The organism is Paraburkholderia sp. BL18I3N2, assembly GCF_003001875.1.
Taxonomy (GTDB): Bacteria; Pseudomonadota; Gammaproteobacteria; order Burkholderiales; family Burkholderiaceae; genus Paraburkholderia; species Paraburkholderia phytofirmans.
The window spans coordinates 367,460-392,573 of sequence record NZ_PVNC01000006.1 but is presented as its reverse complement, the minus strand read 5'-3'; the positions used below and the strand labels follow the sequence as shown (position 1 = coordinate 392,573).

The window sequence follows — 25,114 nt, the reverse complement described above, 5'->3', positions numbered from 1 at the left end:
AAGACGCGAAGCACAGACATGAAGACCAACGGAGGAGAAACATGAAACAACGTCGTGGTTCAAGAGTAGCGTTAGCCAGTGTCATGGCGGCCGCCGCCGTCGCCTGTCTGGCTTCCCCGGGTGCTTACGCGCAATGCGTGACCGGCGTACCCGCGGGCTCGATCGGTCCGAAGGGCATCGTCGGGCAAGGACCGAACGGCGAAAAAGCCGCCTCGGTGGATGCCGTGAAACTGACCGACGCCGACATTGCCAAAATCAAGGCCGGCAAGTTCAAGGTCGGCATCTCAATGCAGACCATGAATCTCGACTGGTCGCAACTTCAGGTTGCAGGCATCACCGATACGCTGAAGAAGTACGGCGTGGAAGTGATCGGCACGGCGTCGGCGGAATATCAGGTCGACAAGCAGATCGCCGATATCGAGAACACGATCCAGCGCCACCCGAACGGCATCATCTCCATTCCAGTCGACGGCACGGCGACGGCCGCCACCTACAAGAAAGTGTCCGCGGCCGGCATCAAGCTCGTGTTCATGGATAACGTACCGACCGGCCTGAAGCATCCGGAGGAATACTCGGCGATGATCTCGGCGGACAGCGAAGGCAACGGCCAGATCGCGGCGAAAGTGCTCGCCTCGTGCGTGCCGCAAGGCGCGACGGTTGGGCTCGTGAATTTCGGCGTGGATTACTTCAGCACGACGGAGCGCACCAAGGCCGTCAATGACTGGCTGAAGAAAAACCGTCCTGACATCAAGATCAAGCAGGTCGCCTTCACGGACCCGTCTAAAGTCGGCCAGATCGCAGGCGACTTCCTCACCGGGAATCCGGACGTGAAGGGTCTGTTCGCCGTGTGGGACCAGCCGGCTCTCGACACACTCACGTCGATGCGCGCGCAAGGCGTGACGATTCCCATGACGACGGTCGATCTCGGCCTGCAATCCGCGATCGAAATCGCCAAGGGCGGACCGCTGAAGGCGACCGGTTCGCAGCGTCCGTACGATCAGGGCGTCGCCGAAGCCATGGCGATGATGAAGGCACTGATCGGCCAGACGCCGCCGGCGTGGATCGGCGTGCAATCGTTGCCGGTGGTCCAGTCGAATGTGCTCGAATCTTATAAGACCGTGTTCAAGAAGGATCCGCCGCCGCAATTGGCGGATGCGTGCAAGAAGGCCGCGCCGGCTTGCGGTTGAGGCGCACGAGCCGCGCTTCGTCATCGCGCTTCGTCATCCCACTTCTCTCCTTCAGCTTCCGGGCGCCGGCGCAACAAGCCGGCGTCGGGCGCGAATCCTGCTACTCGATAGACCTACTACGTCGATTCGGATAAGGAGAAAAGATGACCCTGCTTATTTACCTGGCTGGCTGGATCATTCTGATCGGCGGCGTGTCATGGGGATTGATGGCCATGCACGTCGCGCAACATACGATTGCCATCGTGGCGGTCATTCTGCTCGGCGTTGCCGTCATTACCGGTGCGACGCGGGCACGCAACCGCGACCGGTCATAGCGTCGGCAATCTTTCACCTGCCGGGAGCAGCCTGCCCGATACGATGCTGAATTGGCGGCTGACGCCTCCCGGCGAGCATCAACGGATGGCGGCCGGTCTGCTCGATGAACCGGATGGCCGGACCGCCCCACCTCAATTCGAGGCCGGCTCTGCGTTCGCTGCCGGCACCTGCGCGGTGCGAACCGCAGCAGCGTTATCCGTGCGGTGCTCGATCGCATAAAGCTCCCGGTTTCGCGCGACTTCGGCGTCTGTCGGCGGATAGTCGTCATCGTGTGACGGCACCAGCCCTTCGGCCTGCTCCTGCTGCAACTGCGCCACCACATCGGCGCGCGTCAGACCTGACGTGCTGGTTTGCGCAAAGACATTCGCGCCGAATGCCAGGCTGAGCGCGGTGACGGCAACAGCGTTAAGCAATTTCATGATGTCTCTCCGGTAGGGGCAGGCAATGACTGGTAGCAACACGTCTCCCATTCTTGTCATTTCCCCTGTCCGGGCACTGACCTTCAGATTACCGTTTTGTTATCTATGCACGCCCGGCAAATCACCACGCGAGGCGATGCCACCTCCCGCGCCGTCGAATCAGCATCCACATAACAGAACGGTAATCTAACCGACGGCAGCCCGTCAGCGCCGCCACGCCACACTCCTGACTCACGAAGCCCGCGTCACGCGCCCCGCAGCACTGCAGCGACGCGTGCCTCCATCGGCCTTTTTTCAGGAATCCGTCATGTGGATCGTCAGGCTGGCGCTGCGCCGCCCTTATACCTTCGTGGTCCTCGCCGTGCTGATCTTTATCGTCGGCCCGCTCGCGATACTGCGCACGCCGACCGATATCTTTCCGAACATCGATATCCCGGTGGTCAGCATTGTCTGGAGCTATAACGGCTTCTCGGCCCAGGACATGGCCAATCGCATCACGTCGAACTACGAGCGCGCGCTGACTTCAGACGTGGACGATATCGAGCACATCGAGTCGCAATCGCTGAACGGCGTCTCAGTGGTGAAGATCTTTTTTCATCCGGGCGCGGACATCAATCGCGCGATCGCGGAGGCGGCGTCCAATTCGGCGTCGATGCTGCGCGTGCTGCCGCCCGGCACATTGCCGCCGAACATCATTACGTATAACGCTTCCACAGTGCCGATCCTGCAACTCGGCCTGTCCAGCGACACGCTGTCCGAACAGCAACTCTACGACCTCGGCAACAGCCAGATCCGCACGCAACTGGCGACGGTGCAAGGCGCGTCGGTGCCGCTGCCGTTCGGCGGCAAGGTCCGGCAGATCATGGTGGATATCGACCCGCGCGCGTTGCAGGCCAAGGGACTCGCCCCGCTCGACGTGGTCAACGCCGTCAACGCGCAGAACCTGATTCTGCCGGGCGGCACGGCGAAGATCGGCACGAAGGAATACAACGTGCAGATGAACGGCAGCACCGACACGGTGGCCGCGCTCAACGATCTGCCGATCAAGACCGTGGCCGGCGGCGTGGTGTACGTGCGCGACGTCGCTCATGTACGCGACGGCTACGCGCCGCAGACCAACATCGTGCGCAGCGACGGCAAACGCGCCGCGCTCCTGACCATCGAAAAATCCGGCAGCACCTCGACGCTGACCATCATCCAGCAGGTCAAGGCGATGCTGCCGCATATCGCGGCCGGCCTGCCGAGCGCGCTGCATATCACCGCTCTGTCCGACCAATCCGTGTTCGTGAAATCGGCCGTGGTGGGCGTGGCGCGCGAGGCGCTGATCGCCGCCGCCCTCACCGCCTTGATGATCCTGCTGTTTCTCGGCAGTTGGCGTGCCACGCTGATCATCGCGGTGTCGATTCCGCTCGCCGTGCTGACCTCACTGATCGCACTGTCCGCGCTCGGCCAGACCATCAACATCATGACGCTCGGCGGGCTTGCGCTCGCGGTGGGAATTCTGGTCGACGACGCCACCGTCGCCATCGAAAACATCACGCATCACCTGGAGAACGGCGAAGCTTTGCAGGACGCGATCCTGAACGGCTCCGGCGAAATCGCCGTGCCGACCTTCGTCTCGACACTGTCGATCTGTATCGTGTTCGTGCCGATGTTCCTGCTCTCCGGCGTCGCGCGCTATCTGTTCGTGCCGCTCGCCGAAGCGGTGGTATTCGCGATGATCGCGTCGTACTTCTTCTCGCGCACGCTGGTACCGACGCTCGCTATGTATCTGATGCGCGCGCGCAGCAATGCGGCCGCGACGGGCAGCGGTCCGATTGCGCGCCTGATCCGTTTTCAAGCCGGCTTCGAGCAGCGCTTCGAACGGCTGCGCGAACGCTATCGCGGCGTGCTCGGCGCGGCGATAGCGAGCCCGAAGCGCTTCATCGCGATCTTCCTCGTGCTTTGCCTCGGCTCGCTCGCGCTGGTGCCGTTCACCGGCCGCGACTTTTTCCCGGCTGTGGATACCGGCGAGATCCGTCTGCATCTGCGCGCGCCGACCGGCACGCGCATCGAAGACACCGCGAGCATTACCGACCAGGTCGAAGCCCGCGTGCGCGAGGTGATTCCGAAGCAGGAACTCGCTGCGGTGCTGGACAACATCGGCGTGCCGGTGAGCGGCATCAATCTGACCTACGACTCGTCGGACCCGATCGGCCCCGAAGATGCCGACGTGATGATCACGCTTGCGCCGAAACACAAGCCGACCGCGCAATACGTGGCGACGCTGCGCAACACGCTGACCAAGGAATTCCCCGGCGTCACGTTCGCCTTCCTGCCCGCCGACATCGTCAGCCAGATTCTCAACTTCGGGCTGCCCGCGCCGATCGATATCCAGATCGTCGGCAACAAGCTCGACGCCAACCGCGCGGTGGCGAACCGCCTGCTCGCGCAACTGCGCGGCGTGCGCGGCCTCGTCGACGCTCGGATTCAACAACCTGGTGACTCGCCCGCGATCAACGTCAACGTCGACCGCAGCCGGGCGATTCAGGCGGGTCTGTTGCAACGCGACGTATCGCAGAATTTGCTGATCGCCCTCTCCGGCAGTTCGCAGACCACGCCGAATTTCTGGCTCGATCCGCGCAACGGCGTGAGCTATCCGCTGGTGGCGATGATGCCGCAGTACGCCGTCAACTCGCTGCAGGCGCTGGCCAATATTCCGGTGGCGGCGAACGGCGGTGCGGCGACGATGGCAGCGGCCGCGGGCACGGCCTCGTTCCCGGCGAACGGCACCGGGCCCGCGCCGCAAAATCTGCTCGGCGCGTTGAGCACGCTGACACGCGGCACGCAGCAAGCCGTCGTCTCGCACTACAACGTGCAGCCGGTCCTCGATATCTTCGCATCGGCGCAAGGGCGCGATCTCGGCGGCGTGGCGGCGGATGTCAACCGGCTCGTCGAGCAGATCCGGCCGCAATTGCCGCCGGGCGCATCCATTGTCGTACGCGGCCAGGTGCAGGCCATGCACGATTCGTTCAGCGGCCTCGCGAGCGGCCTCGTGTTCGCCATCGGCCTCGTCTATCTGCTGATGGTGGTCAACTTCCAGTCGTGGCTCGACCCGTTCATCACGATCAGCGGCTTGCCGGGTTCGCTCGCCGGCATCGCGTGGATGCTGTTCAGCACGGGCACTCGCCTGAGCGTGCCGGCGCTCACCGGCACCATTCTGTGCATCGGCATCGCGACGGCCAACAGCATCCTGGTCGTCAACACCGCGCGTGAACTTCACCACGGCGGCAAGCCGCCGTTGCAGGCCGCGCTCGAAGCCGGCTTCAGCCGCTTCCGTCCGGTGCTGATGACCGCCCTCGCCATGCTGATCGGCATGCTGCCGATGGCGCTCGGCCTCGGCGACGGCGGCGAACAGAACGCGCCGCTTGGCCGCGCCGTAATCGGCGGCCTCGCGCTCGGCACGGTGTCGACCTTGCTGTTCGTCCCCGTCGTCTACGGGATGGTGCATGCGTGGCTCGACAAACGCCGCGCGGCACGCAGCGAAAAGCACGAATCCGCAGTCACCGCCCGCACTCTTTGATTTCGACGAGACCTTTTATGAACGATTCATCACTTCCGCGGGAGTCGGGTGGGCAGGCCGAACAGGCAGCCAACGCCGCTGAAACTCGCGCGCCAGACGCCGCTCATGCCGTTCATGCCGTTGACCCCGCATCGGCAGCTTCGCCCGCACAGGAATCAGACCGCGGCGCGCGCGCGCGTGCCACCGCGTCCGCTGAATCCACGCGTGACAAAACGGCCGCTGACGCCGTGTCGAACCGCGAGACGAATGCCGAACCGCGCCGCCGTCTCTGGCCGTTCGCGCTGAGCGGACTTGCAGCAGTCTTGCTGATCACAGGCATCGTGCCGCGCCTGCATGCGAGCGCCGCGCTGACTGAGCAAACGCAGGCGCAAAGCATGCTCAGCGTGTCGCTGGTCGCACCGCGCGCTGCGCCGGCCGTCAACGAACTGCTGCTGCCCGGCGCCGTCACGCCGTTCGCCGAAGCCTCTATCTATGCGCGCACCAGCGGCTACCTCGCGCACTGGAACACCGACATCGGCGCGCAGGTGAAAAGCGGCGAGGTTCTGGCGACGATCGAAGCCCCTGATCTGGACGCGCAACTGCGCCAGGCCCGCGCCGACGAAGCCACCGCGCAAGCCAATTTCGACTACGCGAAGACCACCGCGCAGCGCTGGCAGGACATGCTCAAGACCCAATCGGTCGCGCAGCAGGACGCCGACACCAAGCTCAGCGACATGGAAGCGCGCCGCGCGATGCTGGCGTCGGCGCAGGCCAATGTCGCGCATCTCGCCGAACTCGTCTCGTACGAAAAGATCACGGCGCCGTTCGACGGCGTGATCACCGCGCGCAACGTCGACGTCGGCGCACTGGTGACGGCGGGCGGCACGCCCGGCGCCGCGGGCATGTCGGGCGAGCTGTTCCATATCCAGCAGAACGGCGTGCTGCGCGTGTTCGTCGATGTCCCGCAGAACGACGCGCCGTACGTCACGCCGGCCACGGGCGTGTATCTGACCGCACAGCAGTATCCAGGCCGTCGCATCGCGGCGAAGGTGGCGCGCAGCACCGGTTCGATCGATCCTTCGAGCCGCACGTTGCGCGTCGAGGTCGACGTCGACAACAAGGACGGCGCGCTGTTGCCCGGCGCTTACACGCAGGTGCATCTGCAATTGCAATCGATCACGCCGGCGCTCGATCTGCCGGTCAGCGCGCTGCTGTTCAGGCCGGACGGCGTGACGGTCGCCGTGGTCGACAGCAACGGCCGCGCGCTGCTCAAGACCGTGCAGATCGGCCGCGATTTCGGCACGCACGTGGAAATCACGACCGGACTGGCCGCCACCGACCGCGTGATCGACAACCCCGGCGATTCGATCTCCACCGGCCAGATGGTTCAGATCATGCCGGCCATGCACGGCTGAGTGCTTCGTCAGATAAAGGATTTGCCGATGATCAACCTGTCTCTTCCCCGGTCTTTGCCGCGCCGCGCGCTGGCGGCCACGCTGATCGGCGCGCTGCTCAGCGCGTGCTCGACCCTGCCTGCGTACCAACGCCCGAGCGCCGACATTCCAGCGCAGTACGCGGGCGCCGTGCAAGCGGGCGCCGCGCCAGGCTGGGCGCAGGCCGCGCCGGCCGACTCTACGCCGCGCGGTCCCTGGTGGACGATCTTCAACGATCCCGTGCTGAACGAACTGGAGGCGCGCATCGACGTGTCGAACCAGACCGTGCGCAAGGCCGTCGCGCAGGTTCAGCAGGCACGCTCGATGGTGGACTATCAGCGCGCCGGCTTCTTCCCGACCATCACCGCCGGTGTCGCGCAGGATCGCTACCGGACCTCGCAGAACGTGGAAGGGAAATCGCTCGCGGGCAAGACGGTGCCGGACTATTCGGCAGGCGTGTCGGCGAGTTGGGAGCCGGATCTGTTCGGGCGGGTCCGCGACAGCGTGAATGGCGCGCAGGCCGACGCTCAGGCGAGCAACGCCGACCTCGAAGGCGTGCGCCTGTCGATGAGCGCGGACCTCGCCGCCGACTACTTCTCGTTGCGCTCGCTCGACACGCAGAAGAAGCTGCTCGACGACAGCGTGAACGCCTACGCCGCCGCGTTGACGCTGTTGCAGCAGCAGCTGAAGAACGGCGCGATCGATGCCTCCGCCGTCGCCCAGGCCACGACGCAACTCGAAGCGACGCGCACCCAGGACACCGACATCGACGTGACGCGCGCGCAGCTGCAGCACGCAATCGCGACGCTGATCGGCGAACCGGCATCGACCTTCACGCTGGCGCCGAACGGTTCGGCCGTGACACCGCCGGCAATTCCAATTGGTGTGCCCTCGCAACTGCTAGAGCGGCGCCCCGATATCGCCGCCGCCGAACGGCGCGTGGCTTTCGCGAATGCGCAAATCGGCGTGGCGCATGCGGCGTTTTTTCCGGATCTCGTGTTGTCTGCGAGCGCGGGGCTCGAAAGCACCTTTTTCGCGCCATGGTTGAGTGCGCCGAGCCTGTTCTGGTCGCTCGGCCCGCAACTGGCCGGCACGCTGTTCGACGGCGGCAAGCGCAAAGCCGCCCTGCACGGCGCCACCGCGCAATACGACGGCGCGGTCGCGGATTATCGACAGTCGGTGCTGGTGGCGTTCCAGCAAGTCGAGGACAACCTGTCCGCCCTGCACTCCCTCGCCGACGAAGCCGCCAGCCAGCAGCGCGCCACCACGGCCTCGGACCTGTCGTTGCGGCTCACGACGAATCGCTTCAACGCAGGCGCGGTCAGCTATCTCGACGTGGTGACCGCGCAGACGATTGCGCTGACGAACCAGCGTATCGCGGATCAGATCGCCGCGCGGCAATTGGAGTCGAGTGTGTTGTTGCTGAAGGCGTTGGGTGGGACTTGGGGCGAGGAAAGCAAGAGTGCGGCGGGAGCGGCGTAAGCGTTTCCCCACCCTCACCTAACCCGCGGAAACCTCAGCACGAACCGCGTCCCGCGCGCATCGCTCTCCGCATGCACCGAGCCGCCGTGCAGCTCCATGATCGCGCGCACGATGGCAAGCCCGAGCCCCGTCGAACCCGTGGACCCTTGCGACAGCCCCGCCGACGGCAGCGAACTGCGCGACGGATCGACCCGATAGAAGCGGTCGAAAATCCGTTCGAGATGCTCGGCGGGAATCGGCTGTCCCGGATTCTCCACGGTCACGCGCACCGCGTCGGCCGACGCGCAGGCGTCCAGCACGATCTCGCCGCCCGGCGGCGTATAGCGAATGGCGTTGGCGAGCAGATTGCTCACGGCGCGGCGAAACAACTCGAGATCGGCAGTCACGGCAGCCGTGCCGCTCACGCGCAAACGCACGTCCGCATCGTCGGCAATACCTTCGAAATACTCGGCGATATGCGTCAACTCCTGCCCCGCGTCGAACTCACGCAATTGCTTGACGAACTGCGGATGTTCGGCGCGCGCCAGAAACAGCACGCTCTCGATCATGCGCGAGAGCCGGTCGCATTCTTCGAGACTCGAGGCGAGCAGCGTTTCGTATTCGTCGACGGAACGCGGCCGCGCGAGCGCGACTTCGGCGGCGCCGCGCATGTTGCTGAGCGGCGTGCGCATGTCGTGCGCGAGGTCGGCGGTGAAGCGCGACAGACGCTGGAAACCCTGTTCGACGCGTTCGAGCATCGCGTTCAGCGAGGCCACCAAAGCTTCAAGTTCGCTCGGCACGCGCGCCACCGCGATGCGCGTATCGAGCCGATTCACCGTGACGAGGCTCGCGCTCGCCGCGATATCGCGCAACGGCCGCAGCGCGGCACGAATCAGCAGGTAACCGAGCAGCATGGCCAGCACCACGCCGGCCACGCCCGCGAACGTGAGCTTGTCGCGGTAGCGGTCCAGCAGCAGCCAGCGGTCGCTCATGTTGCGCGCTACCAGCAGGCTCGCCGTGTCGCCGTTACGCAGCCTCGCGTCCGTGAAAATGCCGCGGATCGGCGCGCCGTTGCGGCTGGTCCAGTCGCCAATATCGGCTTCCGTGATGCGCGTGGTCGCGGCAACGCGCGTGAGCGGCGGCAGCGCGGCAATGGTCGCGGCGCCGCTCGCCGCATCCGGCACGGCGAGCGCGCCCGCGATATTGTGTTCGATCGCTCGCTTGCCGTCGGGATCGAACACTTCCATCGACAGCGCTTCGTTGCCGAGCACGACGCTAGTCAAGCGCTCGCTGTGGTCGCGAATGCTTTGCGCCGAGTCCAGCTCCTCGGCGAGGCGCCGTGCATGACGCGCGGCGAGCACGATGTCGAGATTGTCCTGCGCCTTGATCTGCTTTTCGAGCGCGATATACAGGAAACTGCCGACCAGCACGAAAACCGTCAGCGTGGTGGCGCCGAACGCCAGCGCCAGCGCCGCGGCGAGAGAGCGGCCGCGCATCAAGCGGTGTCCTTCAGTTCGAGCACGTAACCCACGCCGCGCACGGTGTGAATCAGCTTGACGGGAAAGTCGTCGTCGATCTTGGTGCGCAAGCGGCGGATCGCAACTTCGACCACATTGGTGTCGCTGTCGAAATTCATGTCCCACACATACGACGCGATCTGCGTACGGCTCAGCACTTCGCCCTGACGGCGCGCGAGCAGTTGCAGCAGCGAGAATTCGCGCGGCGTGAGGTCGATACGCGTGCCGCCACGCTTCACGCGACGGCGGTTCACGTCCATTTCCAGATCGCCCACCTTGATCAGTTCGCTTTCGCGCGGCGGACCGCGGCGCGCCAGCGTGCGCACGCGCGCCAGCAATTCGACGAAGGCAAAGGGTTTGACGAGGTAATCGTCCGCGCCCAGTTCGAGGCCGCGCACGCGGTCGTCGACGTCGTCGCGCGCGGTAAGGAACAGCACGGGCGTAGTGCGTTTCGCGCGCAGGGTCTTGACGACGGTCCAGCCGTCCATGCCCGGCAGCATCACGTCGAGCACGATCACGTCGTACTCTTCTTCCAGCGCGAGGATCAGCCCTTGCGGACCGTCGTTGGCCACATCGACCGCATAGCCGGATTCTTCCAGGCCCTTCTTGAGGTAGGCCGCTGTTTTCAGCTCGTCCTCGATCACCAGGATGCGCATCGGTTGCTCCGCTTGGCGTTGACGGTGAAATCATACCGTCAAGCACTCGGGCGGGTGATTACGATCCGGTAATGTTGTTGCGCTCGCACGGCAGGCGCGGTGCGGCGCGCGTCGCCGACGAACTTCGCGGGGCCAGCGCCGCGCCGCCTTCCCGATGCGGCGCCACAGCACCGGCGTGCCGCGAGTCGTGCCGATCAGGTCGCGGACGTAGCACGCGCCGCGATGCGGCGTACCGGCGGCTTCGTTGCCGATGCGTCGCCGCGCGCTCGTGACAGAGCCGTGACCGCTATGCCCTATTCGACGTTGTCCGCCACATCGGTCATACGGATCATGTGCGGTTTGACGACGTCGTCCTCGTCGTCGCCGGTCTCCGTGGGCGGATGGATCAAGGCTTCGAGCCGCGCCTTGGTCGCCAGAAACTCGGGCGACGTGACCTGCGAATAGTCGCGCGGCCGCGGCACCGGCACTTCGATCAACTCCTGCACCTCGCCGGGATTCGCCTTCAGCACCAGGATGCGATCGGCGAGAAAGATCGCTTCGTCCAGATCGTGCGTGATGAACAGCACGGTCACGTCGATGTTGCGCCAGATATCGAGCAGGTGCGTCTGCATCTTCGCGCGCGTTTGCGCGTCGAGTGCGCCGAAGGGTTCGTCCATCAACAGAATGCGCGGCCGGTTCGCGAGCGCGCGGGCGATCGCCACGCGCTGTTTCATGCCGCCCGACAACTGATGCGGATAGGCATTGGCGAATTTCGTCAGACCGACCAGATCGAGCCATTGCAGCGCCTCGCGTTCCGCATGCAGGGTGCTGTGGCCGTTCATCTTCAGACCGAACATGACGTTCTTCTTGACCGTCAGCCACGGAAACAGCGTGTAGCCCTGAAACACCATGCCGCGGTCGGCGCCCGGCCCCTGCACCGGTTTGCCGTCGAGCAGGACGCTGCCGCTCGTCTGCGCTTCCAGGCCGGCGAGAATGCGGATCAGCGTGGACTTGCCGCAGCCCGACGGTCCGATCACGCAGACGAACTCGCGCCGGTGCGTCTTGAAGCTGATGCCGTCGAGCGCCGTGCACTCGCCTTGCGCTGCCTTGAAGCGCTTGCCGAGGTCGCGCACCTCCAGAATCACCTCGCGCGATTTCAAACGGTCGAAACGCTCGCGTACCGCTTCGGACTGGATCAGGTACGACGGAACGGGTTGCGGATTTAACATGATGGAATCCTTTGAAAGCGGTGCGATGCATGCAATGAGCCGTGGCACGAAGCCGTCCGCTACGCCTTGAGCGTGCGGTCCCACGGAAACAGCTTGCGGCCGAGATAGGCCAGCACGAGATCGGTGCCGAGGCCGATGATGCCGATCATCATGATCGCGGCGTACACGTTGTCGAAATGCTCGTAGCGCGCCTGCTGGGTGATGTACCAGGTGATGCCGGAACTGGTGCCGACCAGTTCCGCCACGATCAGATACGTCCAGGCCCAGCCGAGCAGAATGCGCTGGTCGCGGTACAGGTCCGGCAGGATGCCCGGAATCACTACATGGGTGAGCAGCTTGAGCTTCTTCGTGCCGAGCGTCATGGCGGCTTCGAACAGGCCGTATTCGAGCTTGCGGGTGGTGTTGGCCACGATCAGCACCTGCTGGAACAACGTGCCGATCACGATGATCGCGATCTTTGGGCCGTCGTAAATGCCGAGAATGGCCACCATCAGCGCACCGAACGCGGGCGCCGGCAAGTAACGGAAGAACTCGAAGAACGGCTCCTGCAAGCGCGCGATCGCGCTGTACGTGCCGCACACGATGCCGATGGGCACGCCGATCACCGACGACAGCACGAAGCCCCAGAAGATCACCTGAATGCTGTGCCACAGACTCTGATGCAGCCAGACGCCGTCGCGCGATGCAGGCGGCGTGGTGAACGCGGTGTAGAACGCGCGCAGCACTTCATGGGGTGCGGGCAGATACACCGGATTGACCGGCTCGCCGGCCGGCAAGGCCGCATGGGCGTCGCGCGCGTGGGCCAGTTCGTCGGCGAACACGTCTTTGTCGACACGCATGCCCGGCTGGAAATAGTCGACGCTGCCCGGGATGTCGATCAGCACCTGCGGATGCCAGATGAACGGCACGTAGCTGACCAGACACCAGACAAAGAGCGGCAACAGGAACGAGCCCGCCCCCAAGAACCATTTGCCGCGCGAGGAGAGTTCGCGGCGCACCGCGAACCATTCGGTTCTGTCAATGACGGCCATGTGATTCTCCGAGGCGAACGGCGGTTGCGTCGTATGCGGACCCTGAAGCGGCGGTCGTTTCGTCGAGCCACGCGCGCGCCAGATCGAGCAGCACCATGTCTTCGTGCGCGCGCGCGACGAAGGTCACGCCGAACGGCAAGCCCGCATGCCGGCCGACCGTGCAGACGCCGGCCGGCACCGCCAGCGCGGCCAGATCGAGCAGATTGACGAAGTTCGTGTAATAGCCGAAGCGCGAATTCACGCGGATCGGGTCCGCTTCCAGTTCGTCGACGGTGGCGGTGGTCGCCGAGGTCGGCGTGACGATGGCGTCGATCCGCTGCCAGACTTGCGCCGCCTGCATGCGCAGGAACGCGAGGCGGTCGAAGGCGGCGAACGCATCGGCCGCGCTCCAGCGCGCCGCGCCGCCGATGATCTCGCGGATCACCGGATGCAGCGCGTCGGGCTGCGTGTCGGCGAACTCGCGGATCGCCGCGAGCCGCTCCGCTACCCACGGCCCTTCGTAGAGCAGCCGCGCGGTCGCGAGGAACGGCTCGAAGTCGATCTCGACCAGTTCGGCGCCGGCTGCGCGCAGGCGCGTCAGCGCGGCATCGAAAGCGTGCGTGTACGAGGTGTCGCCGAAAAATTCGAGCTGGTTTGCGCGCGGCACGCCAAACCGCACACCGCGCAGCGACGGTTGCGCGCCAAGCTGCGCGGCGCCCGGCGGCGGCTGGAATTCGCGCGCGTACGGATCACTCGGCGCCACGCCGCGCGCGGCGTCGAACACGCACTGCGCGTCGTCCGCCGAGCGCGCGAAGATCGACACACAGTCGAGCGATTTGCAAGCCGGCACCACGCCGAGCGTGCTCAGCACGCCCTTGGTCGGCTTCAGTCCGAGCAGGCCGTGGAATGCCGCGGGCACGCGTCCGGATCCGGCCGTATCGGTGCCCAGCGAAAACGCCGCCAATCCGAGCGCGACCGATACCGCCGAACCGGAACTCGATCCGCCCGATGCGTAGCGCGGATCGAGCGCGTTGCGGCAGGCACCGTGCGGCGAGCGCTGACCGGACAAACCCGTGGCGAACTGGTCCAGGTTGGTCTTGCCGATCGGAATCGCACCGGCCGCGATCAAGCGCGCGACTACGGGCGCGCTGGCCTCAGGCGTGTACGCATAAGCGGGGCACGCGGCGGTGGTCGGAATGCCGGCCAGGTCGATATTGTCCTTGATGGCGAACGGCACGCCGTAGAGCGGCAACGTGTCGATGTCGCGACCTTCGAGCGCGTCGGCGTAACGCATCATCTCGTTGCGGCTCAACGGGCGGATCCATGCGTGATGCGGATCGTCGCCCGAAGTACGCGCGGCGACGGCTTCAACCAGTTGCGCCGGCGTGAGGCTGCCGGCGCGGTAGCGCGCCCGCAGCGCTTCGATCGACATGGACTGGAACAGATCGTCGTGGGATTTCATTTGCACGTAGCCTCCTCGGTGGCGTCGGCTGCAATGCCGGCGCGCATCACCATCAATCGCTGACCCGCGACGACCGCCGCGCCTTCCGCGCAATCGATCGTTTCGATCACGCCGTCGCCGCTCGCGGTGACGGAGATTTCCATCTTCATCGACTCGACGATCGCGAGCACCTGGCCGTCGCCGACCCGTTCGCCCTCCTTGACGAGCAGCTTCCACACGCTGCCCGACACGTCGGCGACGATACCTTGCTGGCCAGTCGCGAGCGCGTCGTTTGCCGAGTTGCCGCCAGCGGCTGCATCGCCATCCGTTTCGCCGACGTACGCGGCATGTCCGGCCGCGTCCCAGCGCTCACGTTCCGCGTCGAACGCGGCTTGCTGAGTGCTTTTGAACGCGGCAATCGAATCGGCTTCATCCTTCAGGAAACGGTTGTACGCGCCGAGGTCGAATACGGACTCCTCGATCTTCAGGCTCGCGCGGCCCGCGATGAAATCCGTACGCAGTTCGGCCAGTTCGGCCTCGCTGACTTCGTAGAAACGGATCTCATCGAAAAAGCGCAGCAGCCAGGGCTTGCCCGCTTCGAACTCGCGCGTCGTGCGATAGCGGTTCCACATCTGCACGGTGCGGCCGACGAACTGATAACCGCCCGGCCCTTCCATGCCGTACACGCACAGATACGCACCGCCGATGCCCACCGCGTTCTCCGGCGTCCACGTGCGCGCCGGGTTGTACTTGGTCGTGACGAGCCGGTGACGCGGGTCGAGCGGCGTCGCGACCGGCGCGCCGAGGTACACGTCGCCCAGGCCCATGACGAGGTAGCGCGCGTCGAACACGATGCGTTTCACGTCGTCGATGCTATTCAGCCCGTTGATGCGGCGGATGAACTCGATATTGCTCGGGCACCACGGCGCGTCGGGACGCACGGATTGCATGTAACGCTCGATCGCGATGCGCGTCGACGGATCGTCCCACGAAAGCGGCAGATGCACGATGCGGTTCGGCACGCGCATCGCGTCCACCGCGGGCAGTTCGCGTTCGGCTTGCTGCAGATGCGCGAGCAACGTGTCGTGCGACAGCACGCGGTGATCGAAATGTACCTGCAGCGACCGAATGCCCGGCGTCAGATCGATAATGCCCGGCAAGCGGTGCGCGTCGAGCCAGTTCATCAACGCATGCACGCGAAAACGCAGGTTCAGGTCGAGCACCAGCGGACCGTATTCGATCAGCACGTTCTGATCGCCAGAGCGGCGATAGACCACGCCGGTGCCCTCGCCCGCCGTCGGGTCGCGGTAGAGGATGCAATCGTGAGCCGCCGCTTCGCCGGCCTCCATAGCGTACTTGGGCGAGGCAAGCACCGCTTTGACCGGCATCCGTTCGAAGCGCACCGTATCGCCTGGTCGCAGTTGACCGAGTTTCCACAACTCCTCGCCCACCACCGTGACCGGACACACGAAACCGCCGAGGCTCGGACCATCAGGCCCAAGGATCACAGGCATGTCGCCGGTGAAATCCACCGCGCCGACCGCATACGCGTTGTCGTGAATATTCGATGGATGCAGCCCCGCCTCGCCGCCGTCCGTGCGCGCCCATTGGGGCTTTGGGCCGATCAGGCGCACACCCGTGCGGCTGGAGTTGTAATGCACCGTCCAGCGCGTGCCGTAGAGCATGGCGATGTCGTCGGGCGTGAAAAAGTCGGGCGCGCCGTGCGGGCCGTCGAGCACGCCGAGCGTCCAGTCGTGCGTCAGGACCGGCACGCGCGCTTTATCCAGTTGCGCGCCTGCTGCGCCGCTGCCCGCGTCGTCGGTGAGATGCAGCACGTCGCCCTTGCGCAGCGCGCGCCCCGCGTGGCCGCCGAACTGACCGAGCGTGAAGGTCGCCTTGCTGCCCAGATAGTCCGGCACCTGCAGGCCGCCCTTCAGCGCGAGACATGCGCGCATGCCGGCGCCCGTCACGCCGCCGAGCTTGAGCACGGCGCCCGCCGGCGCGCGCGTGACCTGCCAGAGCGTCACCGGCGCGCCGTCGAGCGTGGCGGCGAGTGGCGCGCCGCCGAGCACGAAAAGCGTCGCGGTATTGAAGCGCAGCGTGGCGCCGACCATCGCGCATTCGAGCCCCGCGGCGTCGGCGGGATTGCCGAGCAGTTCGTTGGCGAGACGGAACGACAGATCGTCCATCGGGCCCGACGGCGGCACGCCGATATCCCAATATCCGGTGCGTCCCGGCGTCTGCTGTACGGTGGTCTGCACGCCGCCGTCGAGCACGTCGACCGTATGCGGCGCGAACATGAAGCGTCCGAGGAACGCGGTGGTCTGCTCACCGCGCGCGAACGTCGCCGAGCCGGCAATGGCGCGCAGATAGTCGAGGTTGGTCTCGATGCCATACAACTGCGTTTGTTCCAGCGCGGCGCGCAGCGCGGCGAGCGCGGCTTCGCGCGTTTCGCCTTTGACGATCAGCTTGGCTAGCAACGGGTCGTAGAACGCGCTGACTTCCGTGCCGGAATCGACCCAGGTATCGACGCGCGCATCGGCGGCGAACGCGACATGCGTGAGGACGCCCGCACTCGGTTGAAACTGTTTGTGCGGGTCTTCCGCGTACAGCCGCACCTGGATGCTCGCGCCTTGCGGCACGGGCGCCAGCGTATCGAGCGGCGCAAGCTCGCCCTCGGCTTCACGAATCATCCACTCGACGAGATCGATACCCGTGACTTCTTCCGTCACGCAGTGCTCGACCTGCAATCGCGTGTTCACTTCGAGGAAATAGAAACGGCGCGTGTCGGCATCGAAAACAAACTCCACGGTGCCCGCGGACTTGTACTTCACGGCTTGAGCGAGACGCACGGCGCTCGCATGCAGCGCGCTGCGTTCCGCGTGCGTCAGGCCGGGCGCGGGCGTCTCCTCGATCACCTTCTGGTTGCGCCGCTGCACCGAACAATCGCGTTCGCCGAGCGAGATCACGCCGCCTTTGCCGTCGCCAAAAACCTGCACTTCGATATGGCGCGCGTTTTCCACGAACTTCTCGACGTAGACGCCCGCGTTGGCAAAATTCGCTTCGCCGAGCCGGGCGACCGATGCGAACACGCCTTCAAGTTGCGCGGCGTCGCGGCACAGCGACATGCCGATTCCGCCGCCGCCCGCGGTGCTTTTCAGCATCACCGGATAGCCGATCGACTCCGCCTCGCGCAACGCCGCGCTGACGTCGGGCAGCAAGCCGGTGCCGGGCAGCAAGGCGACGTCGTTGGCTTGCGCGAGTTCGCGCGCCGTGTGTTTCAGGCCGAACTCGCGCATGTGCTGCGGCGTGGGGCCGATGAAGCGAATCCCCGCGTCGTCGCAAGCTTGCGCGAAGGCCGCGTTTTCGGACAGGAAACCGTAGCCGGGATGCACGGCGTCGGCGCCGCACGCACGCGCCGCCTCGAGAATCGCCGCGCTGTTCAGATAGCTCTGCGACGCGAGCGCCGGGCCGATGCACACGGCTTCGTCGGCGAGCATCACATGCATGGCGTGGCGGTCGGCTTCGGAATACACCGCGACCGACGCGATGCCCAGCCGCTTGAGCGTGCGAATTACGCGGCAGGCAATCTCGCCGCGATTGGCGATCAGGACTTTGCGGAATCTCATTGGGCATCCCATATCGTCAGTCGCACGGGCGTCGGGTTGTAGCCGTTGCACGGATTGTTCAATTGCGGGCAATTCGAAATCAGCACCGTGACATCCATCTCGGCGCGCATCTCGACATATTTGCCCGGCGCGGAGATGCCGTCCTCGAAGGTCAGTTTGCCGAACGGCGTGACCGGCACGTTCATGAAGAAGTTGATGTTGCTGACGATGTCGCGCTTGCCGAGTTGCGTGCCCACACCGCACGTGCAATGCGTGAGCGCATGCAGGAAGCTGTCGCGGCAACTATGCATATGGCGCTTGTCGAGCGCATAACGCACGGTGTTGCTCTCGGCCGCGCAAGCACCGCCGAGTGTGTCGTGGCGCCCGCACGTGTCGGCCACGATGCTCAGCATCGGCTTGCCGAGGTTCGACATCAGCGTGCTGCCGGCGGACAGATAGAGATTGCGTTGCGCGCGGATCGTGTCCTGCGCGCTGTAGCGTTCGAGCGAATCGGCGCTGTTGTAGAACAGTGTGTCGACCGCCTGATTGCCTTCCAGGTCGAGAATGCGGAACACCTGGCCGCGCTTGACTTCATGCAGCCACGGTTCGCCGGAGGGCAATGTGAGGTCGTAGACCGCGTGACGGAGTTCGAGCTTGCTTTCGATGATAGGCATCGCGGGTCTCCTTAAACGAACAGACGGTCGGTGTTGACGAAGCCGCGGCCGTTCTCCGGGCACGCCGAGCGGCACGGATCGTCGGCCGGCACGCAAGCGTCGGCCGCATACGCGCGGTACGCGATCAGCTTGACGGGCCGAGGCTCGTATTCGGATGAAGGGTCGAGCGGATGCGGTGCGGTCGAAAACACGGCGAGCGTGTCCATTTCGAAGCGCAGATCGAACGCGGCGCCCGCCGGCGAATGGCCCGCTACGAAGCTGAGCGCGCCGTCCTCGCCGATCGCGAGTTTGCTGAAGAAGTTGATATTGGCGACGAGGTCACGTGTGCCGAGCCCGTGCTTCGCCAATTCGAGCAGCAGGCTGTCGCGGCCGTTGCGGATCATGGCATTGCGATGCTGCTGATAGCGGGCCTCGCCGTATTTCGCGGCGACCAGTTCCGCGTCGCCGACGCCGCCGAGCGGATCGTGCCAGCCGAGCGTGTCGGCGATGATCGAGGCCAGCACGCGGCCCATGTCCGAGTAGAGCACGTGGCCGCGCGTCAGATGCGCGGTGTGCTGCGCCTTCAGCGTATCGGCCATGTTGTAGCGTTCGAGCGGTGCGTCGTGCCGGTAGAACACGGCGGCCAGATTCGCGCCGCCTTCGCTATCGACGACGCGCAACGCCATGCCACGGCGGAGCACGCCGGACCAGTGCGTGCCGGCGGGAATCACCGTTTCCCACGCCACGTGCGGGATCGGTGCGAGATCGACAGAGGATTGCGTCGACATGGAGGCTCCAGGTATCGGTTGGGAATAAGCATGAGAGGGCGATTGACCGACATCGCGACCTCCCGGGCTTTTATCCCTCCGTGGAGCCTCGCCGGCGCCTTGAAAGAAGGTGAACGGCAAGACCGGATTGCTCTCGGACCAGACATCGTGCGCATTGAGACGCGCACAACCGGAACCCTAGCGATCCTGAAGATGATGCAAATTACTTCGCACCTCTCGCTGCGTAGCTAAGCGAGTTGTGTGCCAGGGTTGTGGTGAACATGCGGCAAGTGTCACGTGGCAAGGGATTGGATGCGATGCGCGTGGCCGGCTGGCATAGTTGGGCCGATCGCTCGCGCACCAGCGGCGTTTGTGAGTCCGCACCAGATGGATGCGCCGGGCACCACGATTGGGCTCGAACCGGGCGTGCGCAACGGCGGCAGATGGCTCCGAGCGATGGCATGGTGTGTGCGTATCAATGCGTCACGTCCACTCCCTTCCCTACACGACCATGCCGACGCTCGCTACCATTCGACGCGCGCTTTACACCTTGATGTCGGCACGTTTCATCGAGTTGCAAAAGCAACAGCGCCGCTCATAACTGGAGCGGCGTTGTTGTCGTGATGCTGCGCATCCAGTTATTTTCTCGTCGATCACAGTGCGTGTTCGCTCGGCCTCACGTGTCCAGCTCCGCGCTCGCATAGCGCGCCTGTTGGCCGAAGCTTGCCAACGCTTTCGAACCATCGGGCAACAGGAGTTCTCCACGTTCGAGACGTTCCTTCAGATAAGTAAAGCTCTGCGCCGTCTGCGCGAACAGATGGTCGCCCGCCGAGACGGGCGGGTATTTCGCCACCGCTTCGGTCGTCGCGAATTGCAGCAGCGGTGCGACGACCGTGTGATAGTCGCAGGCAAAGAAGAGCGGAAACGAGTAGCGCTCTTCCCTCACCTTGCGCACGCGATGCGACGTCGCGACATAGGTGCCGCCCGTCCACACTTCCAGCATGTCGCCGATGTTCACGACGAATGCGTTCTCGACCGGCGGCGCATCGATCCACTCGCCCTCGCCGTTCATCACTTCGAGTCCTGGCGCGGTCGGCAGCAGGATCGTGAAGCACTCGTAGTCGGTATGCGCGCCGATGCCGGGCCGGTCTTCCGCCGACGGATCGAGCGGATAGTGGATCAGACGCAACTGGCTCGGTGGCTTGCGCAGATACTGCTCGAAGTGCTGTTCAGGCAAGCCGAGCGCAAGCGAAAAACCTCGAAACAGGGCGCGGCCGAGTTCGAACGCCGCTTCGTAATAGCCGCCCACCGCTTCGCGAAAACCCGCTTGTGCCGGCCAACTATTCGGGCCGAGCATCGGCGTGCCGGCACGCACGTCGGGATCGTCGGCGGGCAGTTCGCGGCCGGTGTCGAAGGCTTCCTTCCTGTCGCGTTTGCCGCCCGCGAAGACTTCCTCGCCTTCGGGCACGTAGCCGCGATGCGCCGTCGACTTGCCGATGTAGTAGCGCATCTTCCATTCGTGTTCGGCTGCGAAGAAGCGTTTGGCCTGCTCGATCAACGCGCTTTGTTGCGCGCGTGACACCTGGTGGCCGGTGACATAGAAGAAGCCGGCCTCGCGTGCCGCGCGATCGAGTTCGCGTGCGGTGGCGAGCCGCTGGGCGTGGTCATCGCTGAACAGGCCGCTCACGTCGACGATGGGTAGTTGCTGAAAGCTCGTATGGGTTGGGTTCATGAGAGGTGCCTAGACAAGCTGCGTGATGGTTTGAGATTGCGTTCGCTCTTTTTGCCCGCCGCGCCCTGCGCTGTCGGCGAGAAACGCAGCCAGATGGCGCCGTTCCTCGCGCCCCATCCATGTATTGATCTCCCACAGATCGGCCACCGGCGCGTTCGTAAACGGCAGCGTATGCAGATAGCCGTCGGGGCCGAACTCCGGTGTCATCGTCGTGACGGTGTAGCCCTGCTTGATCTGCGCGCCCCATAGCGCTTCCCAGATCCGCTGATGCGAGGCAAGGCAGTCCGCATATTCGGGCGCCGCGGGGTGCGGCACCTGCGGACCTTGCGGATAGCCGACACGCCCATGCAGATGATGCGCATGCGGCGCCAGTTCGAGGATCGTGTCCCACTCGCTGTCGAGCAGCCGCTCGCATACCGAGACCCAATGGCTGAAGTCGCAGGTTAGCTTGAGCGTCGGCACGGCACGCGCGACGTCGCGGGTGATCCAGGGGTTGAAGAACGAGCGCCCGCGATGCGTTTCGAAGCTGCACGTCACGTCGTGCTTCGCCGCGATCTCCACCGCGCGCGCGAAGAAGTCCACCTGGGTTGCCGCCGGCCAAGCATCGCAACCGGCCATCACGTTGAAGAAGCGCGGCTCGAGCGGCTTGCCCCACACGATCTTCTCCTCGAAGTCCCGCAGATGATCGGCCGGCGTCGCCGAGCGCTCCGGCACATAGCTGCCGGCCGTCGTAATCTCCGCGATGAAACCCAGGCCTTCGTCGGCAATCGCCTGCGCAAACGCGTCGCGCGCCGCGCCGCCGGCCGGCACCGGCGCTTCGATACCATCGAAGCCTGCCGCCTGCACGAGCGGCGCGGCATCGCGAGGACCGCCGTCGAATCCCCAGAACGTCTTGAACAATTCGAATTTCATCGCCACTCCATTTACATGCAAATTTGCATGCAATAGTACACATGAAAAGCACGGGTCAATAAACTATCCATACAGAGTCGCGCATTATTTTCGCGCCCGATTTCCGGCTCAATTAGCACTTAAACTGTGCAGCCCTCCTCCTCGTGGTGAATCGATGAAGAAGAAAATTGCGCGTACCAAGGGGCAAGCCGTCGCGCGCGCCATTCTCGACATGGACTGGCAGTGGTCGGCGCATTTCGGCGATCTCGGCCTGAACGACCTGAACTACAGCGACCTGTTCTGCCGCATGTGGGTGGACCGGGACGACTACTTTGCCAAGACCGCGCTCTACGAATTCATGCCGGGCGTGAGCCGCCGCACCGCCGTGCGGTACGTGCAGGAGCTGATCGACAGCGGCTGGCTGCTGGAAACGAGTTCCGCCGAGGATCGCCGCATCAAGCAGGTGAGCCTCGCGGCGTCGATAGAGGAACGCCTGGAGCAGTTTCTTGCCTATGTGCATCAACGGTTTGCGGCGCTGGACTGACGGCGCGCGCGCAGTGTACTTGCGCTCGAGCACTCGCAACGGTCTGGACGGCGCGACCCGCTGGCATATTTCTCGCTAGATAACTCACCGAGAGGTGCGGCAGCGTCGCATCTTAGGGATGCTAGGGTTCCGGTTCGCGAGAATGTCTGGTCCGAGAGCAGCCCGGTGCGCCGGCGGTTCGGTTGCGAGTTTTCACTGCAAGCACGAACCGCCTGCCGCACTACACGGCGGGACAAAAGCCCGGGAGATTGGCGATAGCAATGTCTATCGTGCCTCTCCGTGGCCGGTGTTTGTCTCCCGCAGTTTCCGCGCTTTGTCGTTCGTGCTCTGTCTTCGTTCTCTTGCGGGAACCGGTCATGTTGTTTCATCGCGCAGTCGCCGCGCGATCCAACTCAACAATCGCAATTGACCGGTCTCCTGGAGAAAACGATGAAACGCTTCGAATCCGTCCTGACGTCTCGCACCTCGCGCACTTCCCGCGCTTCCGGCACTTCGCTCGCCTCGCCTGCCCGCATCGCCGCGGCCCTGCGCACGCGTGGCGCCCTCGCTGTAGCCGCCGCCGCGCTCGCTATCGGTCTTGCCGCGGGTCCTGCCGCCAGCCCGGCGCAGGCCGCGGCCGCACCGCTCGCCATCGGCTATAGCGACTGGCCCGGCTTCGTCGCTTTCCAGATCGCCATCGAAAAAGGCTGGTTCAAGGAAGCCGGCGTCGACGTCAATTTTCAATGGTTCGACTACTCCGCGTCGCTCGATGCATTTTCCGCCGGCAAACTCGACGCGGTCGGCGCGACCAACGGCGACGCGCTCGTGACCGGCGCAAGCGGCGCGAAGAACGTGATGATCCTGCTCACCGACTATTCGAGCGGCAACGACATGATCGTCGCCAAGCCGCCGGTGCGCACGGTGGAAGGACTGAAGGGCAAGAAGGTCGGCGTCGAAATGGGCCTCGTCGATCACCTGCTGCTCGACACCGCACTCGAAAAACATGCGCTGAAGGAATCGGATCTCACCCTCGTCAATGCGAAGACCAACGAATTGCCGCAAGTGCTCGCCTCATCCGGCGACGTCGCCGCCGTCGGCGCATGGCAGCCGAACGCGGGCGAAGCGCTCAAGCGCGTGCCCGGCTCGCGGCCGATTTTCACCTCCGCCGACGCCCCCGGCCTGATCTACGACGCGATCACGGTCAATCCCGTCAGCCTGCAATCGCGCAAGGCCGATTGGGCCAAGGTGATCAAGGTCTGGTATCGCTGCGTAGCCTATATCAACGATCCGAAGACGCAGCCGGACGCGGTCAAGATCATGTCCGCGCGGGTCGGTCTCACGCCGGCGCAGTACCTGCCCTTGCTGAAAGGCACACATCTGCTCGACGCCGCGGCGGCGAAAAAGGCCTTTACCAAGGGTGACGGCCTCGACTCCGTGTACGGTTCGAGCGTGAACGCCGACAAGTTCAACGTGCGCAATGCCGTGTACAAACAGTCGCAGAACGTGAGCGCCTATATCGATCCGACGCTTGCCAACGCGCAGTAAGCGGCCCGCGAGGCGCCGCAATCGCAACCGCTAAAAAGCCCGCGGACCCGAAACTGTTATTCTTGCGTCTCTCCCGACCGTCAACTGGTCGCCTGCCGCCTTCGGGCGGCACTCCAAGCGGCGCTTTGCGCCCGACTTCCGAGAGACAGGAATTTGCATGTTCGGTTTTCTGCGCGGCTATTTTTCCAATGACCTGGCAATCGACCTCGGCACGTCGAACACCCTGATTTACATGCGCGGCAAGGGCATCGTGCTCGACGAACCCTCGGTGGTGTCGATTCGCCAGGAAGGCGGTCCGAATGGCAAGAAGATCATTCTGGCTGTCGGCAAGGAAGCAAAACAGATGCTCGGCAAGGTGCCGGGCAATATCGAGGCGATCCGCCCGATGAAGGACGGCGTGATCGCCGACTTCAACATCACCCAGCAGATGATCAAGCGCTTCATTCAGATGGCGCACGAGTCGCGTATGTTCGCGCCGTCGCCGCGCATCATCATCTGCGTGCCGTGCGGTTCGACCCAGGTGGAGCGGCGCGCCATCAAGGAAGCCGCGCACAGTGCCGGCGCCTCGCAGGTCTATCTGATCGAAGAGCCGATGGCCGCGGCGACCGGCGCGGGCTTGCCGGTGTCGGACCCGACCGGTTCGATGGTCGTCGACATCGGCGGCGGCACGACCGAAGTGGGCGTGATCTCGCTCGGCGGCATCGTCTATAAAGGCTCGGTGCGCGTGGGCGGCGACAAGTTCGACGACGCCATCGTCAACTACATTCGCCGCAACTACGGCATGCTGATCGGCGAGCAAACCGCCGAAGCGATCAAGAAGGAAATCGGCTCCGCGTTTCCGGGCTCCGAGGTCAAGGAGATGGAAGTCAAGGGCCGCAATATGTCCGAAGGGATTCCGCGCAGTTTCACGGTGTCGAGCAACGAAATTCTCGAAGCGCTGACCGATCCGCTCAATCAGATCGTCTCGGCCGTGAAGATCGCGCTGGAACAAACGCCGCCGGAACTGGGTGCGGATATCGCGGAGCGCGGCATCATGCTGGCGGGCGGCGGCGCGCTGCTGCGCGATCTGGACCGGTTGCTCGCTGAGGAAACCGGCTTGCCGGTGTTCGTCGCCGAAGCGCCGCTTACGTGCGTGGTGCGCGGCTCGGGGATGGCGCTCGAACGCATCGACAAGTTCGGCGGCGCGTTCTCTTACGATTAAGCCTTG

At 64.7% G+C, this 25,114-nt stretch carries 18 protein-coding genes, 1 pseudogene and 2 riboswitches; of the genes and pseudogenes, 8 read left to right on the top strand and 11 right to left on the bottom strand.

Features of this window, described 5'->3' with window-relative positions; translation table 11 throughout:
* The first annotated feature begins 41 nt into the window (after positions 1-41).
* Positions 42-1,187, top strand: a complete 1,146-nt coding sequence (locus B0G75_RS19525; RefSeq protein WP_106308948.1) for a substrate-binding domain-containing protein — start codon at positions 42-44, stop codon at positions 1,185-1,187.
* Positions 1,188-1,330: 143 nt separating this feature from the next.
* Positions 1,331-1,501, top strand: coding sequence for a hypothetical protein (locus B0G75_RS40730; protein WP_181309304.1), 171 nt, complete (start codon positions 1,331-1,333; stop codon positions 1,499-1,501).
* A gap of 132 nt (positions 1,502-1,633) precedes the next feature.
* Here the strand turns inward: B0G75_RS40730 and B0G75_RS19520 are convergent, their stop codons facing one another.
* Positions 1,634-1,921, bottom strand: coding sequence for a DUF4148 domain-containing protein (locus tag B0G75_RS19520; protein ID WP_106308945.1), 288 nt, complete (start codon positions 1,919-1,921; stop codon positions 1,634-1,636).
* A 307-nt stretch (positions 1,922-2,228) separates the two neighbouring features.
* On the opposite strand from B0G75_RS19520, the gene B0G75_RS19515 reads away from it, so the two are divergent.
* The 3 genes from B0G75_RS19515 to B0G75_RS19505 are packed head-to-tail and all read left to right on the top strand — an operon-like array spanning position 2,229 to position 8,377.
* Positions 2,229-5,483: an efflux RND transporter permease subunit gene (locus tag B0G75_RS19515; RefSeq protein ID WP_106308942.1), complete on the top strand. Its 3,255-nt coding sequence runs from the start codon at positions 2,229-2,231 to the stop codon at positions 5,481-5,483.
* Positions 5,484-5,500: 17 nt separating this feature from the next.
* The gene (locus B0G75_RS19510) at positions 5,501-6,877 is read left to right on the top strand and encodes an efflux RND transporter periplasmic adaptor subunit (protein WP_106308939.1); all 1,377 of its coding nucleotides are present in this window, start codon (positions 5,501-5,503) and stop codon (positions 6,875-6,877) included.
* 27 nt (positions 6,878-6,904) lie between these two features.
* Complete coding sequence (locus tag B0G75_RS19505) at positions 6,905-8,377, top strand: efflux transporter outer membrane subunit (RefSeq protein ID WP_106308937.1); 1,473 nt, start codon at positions 6,905-6,907, stop codon at positions 8,375-8,377.
* A gap of 14 nt (positions 8,378-8,391) precedes the next feature.
* On the opposite strand, the gene B0G75_RS19500 is transcribed toward B0G75_RS19505, so the two are convergent.
* The 10 genes and pseudogenes from B0G75_RS19500 to B0G75_RS19450 all read right to left on the bottom strand — a co-directional run bounded on the left by B0G75_RS19500 (position 8,392) and on the right by B0G75_RS19450 (position 21,860).
* Positions 8,392-9,852: a heavy metal sensor histidine kinase gene (locus B0G75_RS19500; protein WP_106308934.1), complete on the bottom strand. Its 1,461-nt coding sequence runs from the start codon at positions 9,850-9,852 to the stop codon at positions 8,392-8,394.
* Positions 9,852-10,529, bottom strand: a complete 678-nt coding sequence (locus B0G75_RS19495) for a heavy metal response regulator transcription factor (RefSeq protein WP_106308931.1) — start codon at positions 10,527-10,529, stop codon at positions 9,852-9,854. The genes B0G75_RS19500 and B0G75_RS19495 overlap by 1 nt, the downstream gene beginning before the upstream one ends.
* 293 nt (positions 10,530-10,822) lie before the next feature.
* Entirely contained in the window at positions 10,823-11,737 is a 915-nt protein-coding gene (locus B0G75_RS19490; protein WP_106308928.1) for an ABC transporter ATP-binding protein, read from the bottom strand.
* 59 nt (positions 11,738-11,796) lie between these two features.
* Entirely contained in the window at positions 11,797-12,768 is a 972-nt protein-coding gene (locus B0G75_RS19485) for an ABC transporter permease (RefSeq protein ID WP_106308925.1), read from the bottom strand.
* Positions 12,769-12,784: 16 nt separating this feature from the next.
* A pseudogene (gene atzF, locus B0G75_RS19480) lies at positions 12,785-14,209 on the bottom strand (allophanate hydrolase); the annotation flags it as partial.
* Entirely contained in the window at positions 14,206-17,817 is a 3,612-nt protein-coding gene (gene uca, locus B0G75_RS19475) for an urea carboxylase (protein ID WP_106308919.1), read from the bottom strand. The gene uca and the pseudogene atzF, both read right to left, overlap by 4 nt.
* Complete coding sequence (locus B0G75_RS19470) at positions 17,814-18,470, bottom strand: urea amidolyase associated protein UAAP2 (RefSeq protein ID WP_106308916.1); 657 nt, start codon at positions 18,468-18,470, stop codon at positions 17,814-17,816. The genes uca and B0G75_RS19470 overlap by 4 nt, the downstream gene beginning before the upstream one ends.
* A gap of 11 nt (positions 18,471-18,481) precedes the next feature.
* Complete coding sequence (locus B0G75_RS19465) at positions 18,482-19,237, bottom strand: urea amidolyase associated protein UAAP1 (RefSeq protein WP_106308913.1); 756 nt, start codon at positions 19,235-19,237, stop codon at positions 18,482-18,484.
* A gap of 57 nt (positions 19,238-19,294) precedes the next feature.
* Positions 19,295-19,429: riboswitch (guanidine-I (ykkC/yxkD leader) on the bottom strand.
* Positions 19,430-19,892: 463 nt separating this feature from the next.
* Positions 19,893-20,948 (bottom strand): isopenicillin N synthase family oxygenase, encoded by a 1,056-nt coding sequence (locus B0G75_RS19455; RefSeq protein WP_106308907.1) that lies wholly within the window; start codon positions 20,946-20,948, stop codon positions 19,893-19,895.
* A 9-nt stretch (positions 20,949-20,957) separates the two neighbouring features.
* Positions 20,958-21,860 (bottom strand): sugar phosphate isomerase/epimerase, encoded by a 903-nt coding sequence (locus tag B0G75_RS19450; RefSeq protein ID WP_106308904.1) that lies wholly within the window; start codon positions 21,858-21,860, stop codon positions 20,958-20,960.
* A 154-nt stretch (positions 21,861-22,014) separates the two neighbouring features.
* On the opposite strand from B0G75_RS19450, the gene B0G75_RS19445 reads away from it, so the two are divergent.
* The 3 genes from B0G75_RS19445 (at position 22,015) to B0G75_RS19435 (ending at position 25,108) form a co-directional block, all read left to right on the top strand.
* Positions 22,015-22,383: a hypothetical protein gene (locus B0G75_RS19445; protein ID WP_012427100.1), complete on the top strand. Its 369-nt coding sequence runs from the start codon at positions 22,015-22,017 to the stop codon at positions 22,381-22,383.
* Positions 22,384-22,493: 110 nt separating this feature from the next.
* A riboswitch (guanidine-I (ykkC/yxkD leader) is annotated at positions 22,494-22,632 on the top strand.
* Between the two features lie 180 nt (positions 22,633-22,812).
* Positions 22,813-23,907: an ABC transporter substrate-binding protein gene (locus B0G75_RS19440; RefSeq protein ID WP_181309303.1), complete on the top strand. Its 1,095-nt coding sequence runs from the start codon at positions 22,813-22,815 to the stop codon at positions 23,905-23,907.
* A 157-nt stretch (positions 23,908-24,064) separates the two neighbouring features.
* Positions 24,065-25,108, top strand: coding sequence for a rod shape-determining protein (locus tag B0G75_RS19435; protein WP_106278011.1), 1,044 nt, complete (start codon positions 24,065-24,067; stop codon positions 25,106-25,108).
* Positions 25,109-25,114 lie beyond the last annotated feature (6 nt).

Excerpts from the sequence above, each read along its gene's own strand:
- B0G75_RS19490 (WP_106308928.1), bottom strand. The coding sequence starts at position 11,737 with ATGTTAAATCCGCAACCCGTTCCGTCGTACCTGATCCAGTCCGAAGCG.
- B0G75_RS19440 (WP_181309303.1), top strand. The coding sequence starts at position 22,813 with ATGAAACGCTTCGAATCCGTCCTGACGTCTCGCACCTCGCGCACTTCC.
- B0G75_RS19485 (WP_106308925.1), bottom strand. The coding sequence starts at position 12,768 with ATGGCCGTCATTGACAGAACCGAATGGTTCGCGGTGCGCCGCGAACTC.
- B0G75_RS19455 (WP_106308907.1), bottom strand. The coding sequence starts at position 20,948 with ATGAACCCAACCCATACGAGCTTTCAGCAACTACCCATCGTCGACGTG.
- B0G75_RS19520 (WP_106308945.1), bottom strand. The coding sequence starts at position 1,921 with ATGAAATTGCTTAACGCTGTTGCCGTCACCGCGCTCAGCCTGGCATTC.
- B0G75_RS19525 (WP_106308948.1), top strand. The coding sequence starts at position 42 with ATGAAACAACGTCGTGGTTCAAGAGTAGCGTTAGCCAGTGTCATGGCG.
- B0G75_RS19470 (WP_106308916.1), bottom strand. The coding sequence starts at position 18,470 with ATGCCTATCATCGAAAGCAAGCTCGAACTCCGTCACGCGGTCTACGAC.
- B0G75_RS19515 (WP_106308942.1), top strand. The coding sequence starts at position 2,229 with ATGTGGATCGTCAGGCTGGCGCTGCGCCGCCCTTATACCTTCGTGGTC.
- B0G75_RS19500 (WP_106308934.1), bottom strand. The coding sequence starts at position 9,852 with ATGCGCGGCCGCTCTCTCGCCGCGGCGCTGGCGCTGGCGTTCGGCGCC.
- B0G75_RS19495 (WP_106308931.1), bottom strand. The coding sequence starts at position 10,529 with ATGCGCATCCTGGTGATCGAGGACGAGCTGAAAACAGCGGCCTACCTC.
- B0G75_RS19435 (WP_106278011.1), top strand. The coding sequence starts at position 24,065 with ATGTTCGGTTTTCTGCGCGGCTATTTTTCCAATGACCTGGCAATCGAC.
- B0G75_RS19450 (WP_106308904.1), bottom strand. The coding sequence starts at position 21,860 with ATGAAATTCGAATTGTTCAAGACGTTCTGGGGATTCGACGGCGGTCCT.
- B0G75_RS19505 (WP_106308937.1), top strand. The coding sequence starts at position 6,905 with ATGATCAACCTGTCTCTTCCCCGGTCTTTGCCGCGCCGCGCGCTGGCG.
- B0G75_RS19445 (WP_012427100.1), top strand. The coding sequence starts at position 22,015 with ATGAAGAAGAAAATTGCGCGTACCAAGGGGCAAGCCGTCGCGCGCGCC.
- B0G75_RS19510 (WP_106308939.1), top strand. The coding sequence starts at position 5,501 with ATGAACGATTCATCACTTCCGCGGGAGTCGGGTGGGCAGGCCGAACAG.
- uca (WP_106308919.1), bottom strand. The coding sequence starts at position 17,817 with ATGAGATTCCGCAAAGTCCTGATCGCCAATCGCGGCGAGATTGCCTGC.
- B0G75_RS19465 (WP_106308913.1), bottom strand. The coding sequence starts at position 19,237 with ATGTCGACGCAATCCTCTGTCGATCTCGCACCGATCCCGCACGTGGCG.
- B0G75_RS40730 (WP_181309304.1), top strand. The coding sequence starts at position 1,331 with ATGACCCTGCTTATTTACCTGGCTGGCTGGATCATTCTGATCGGCGGC.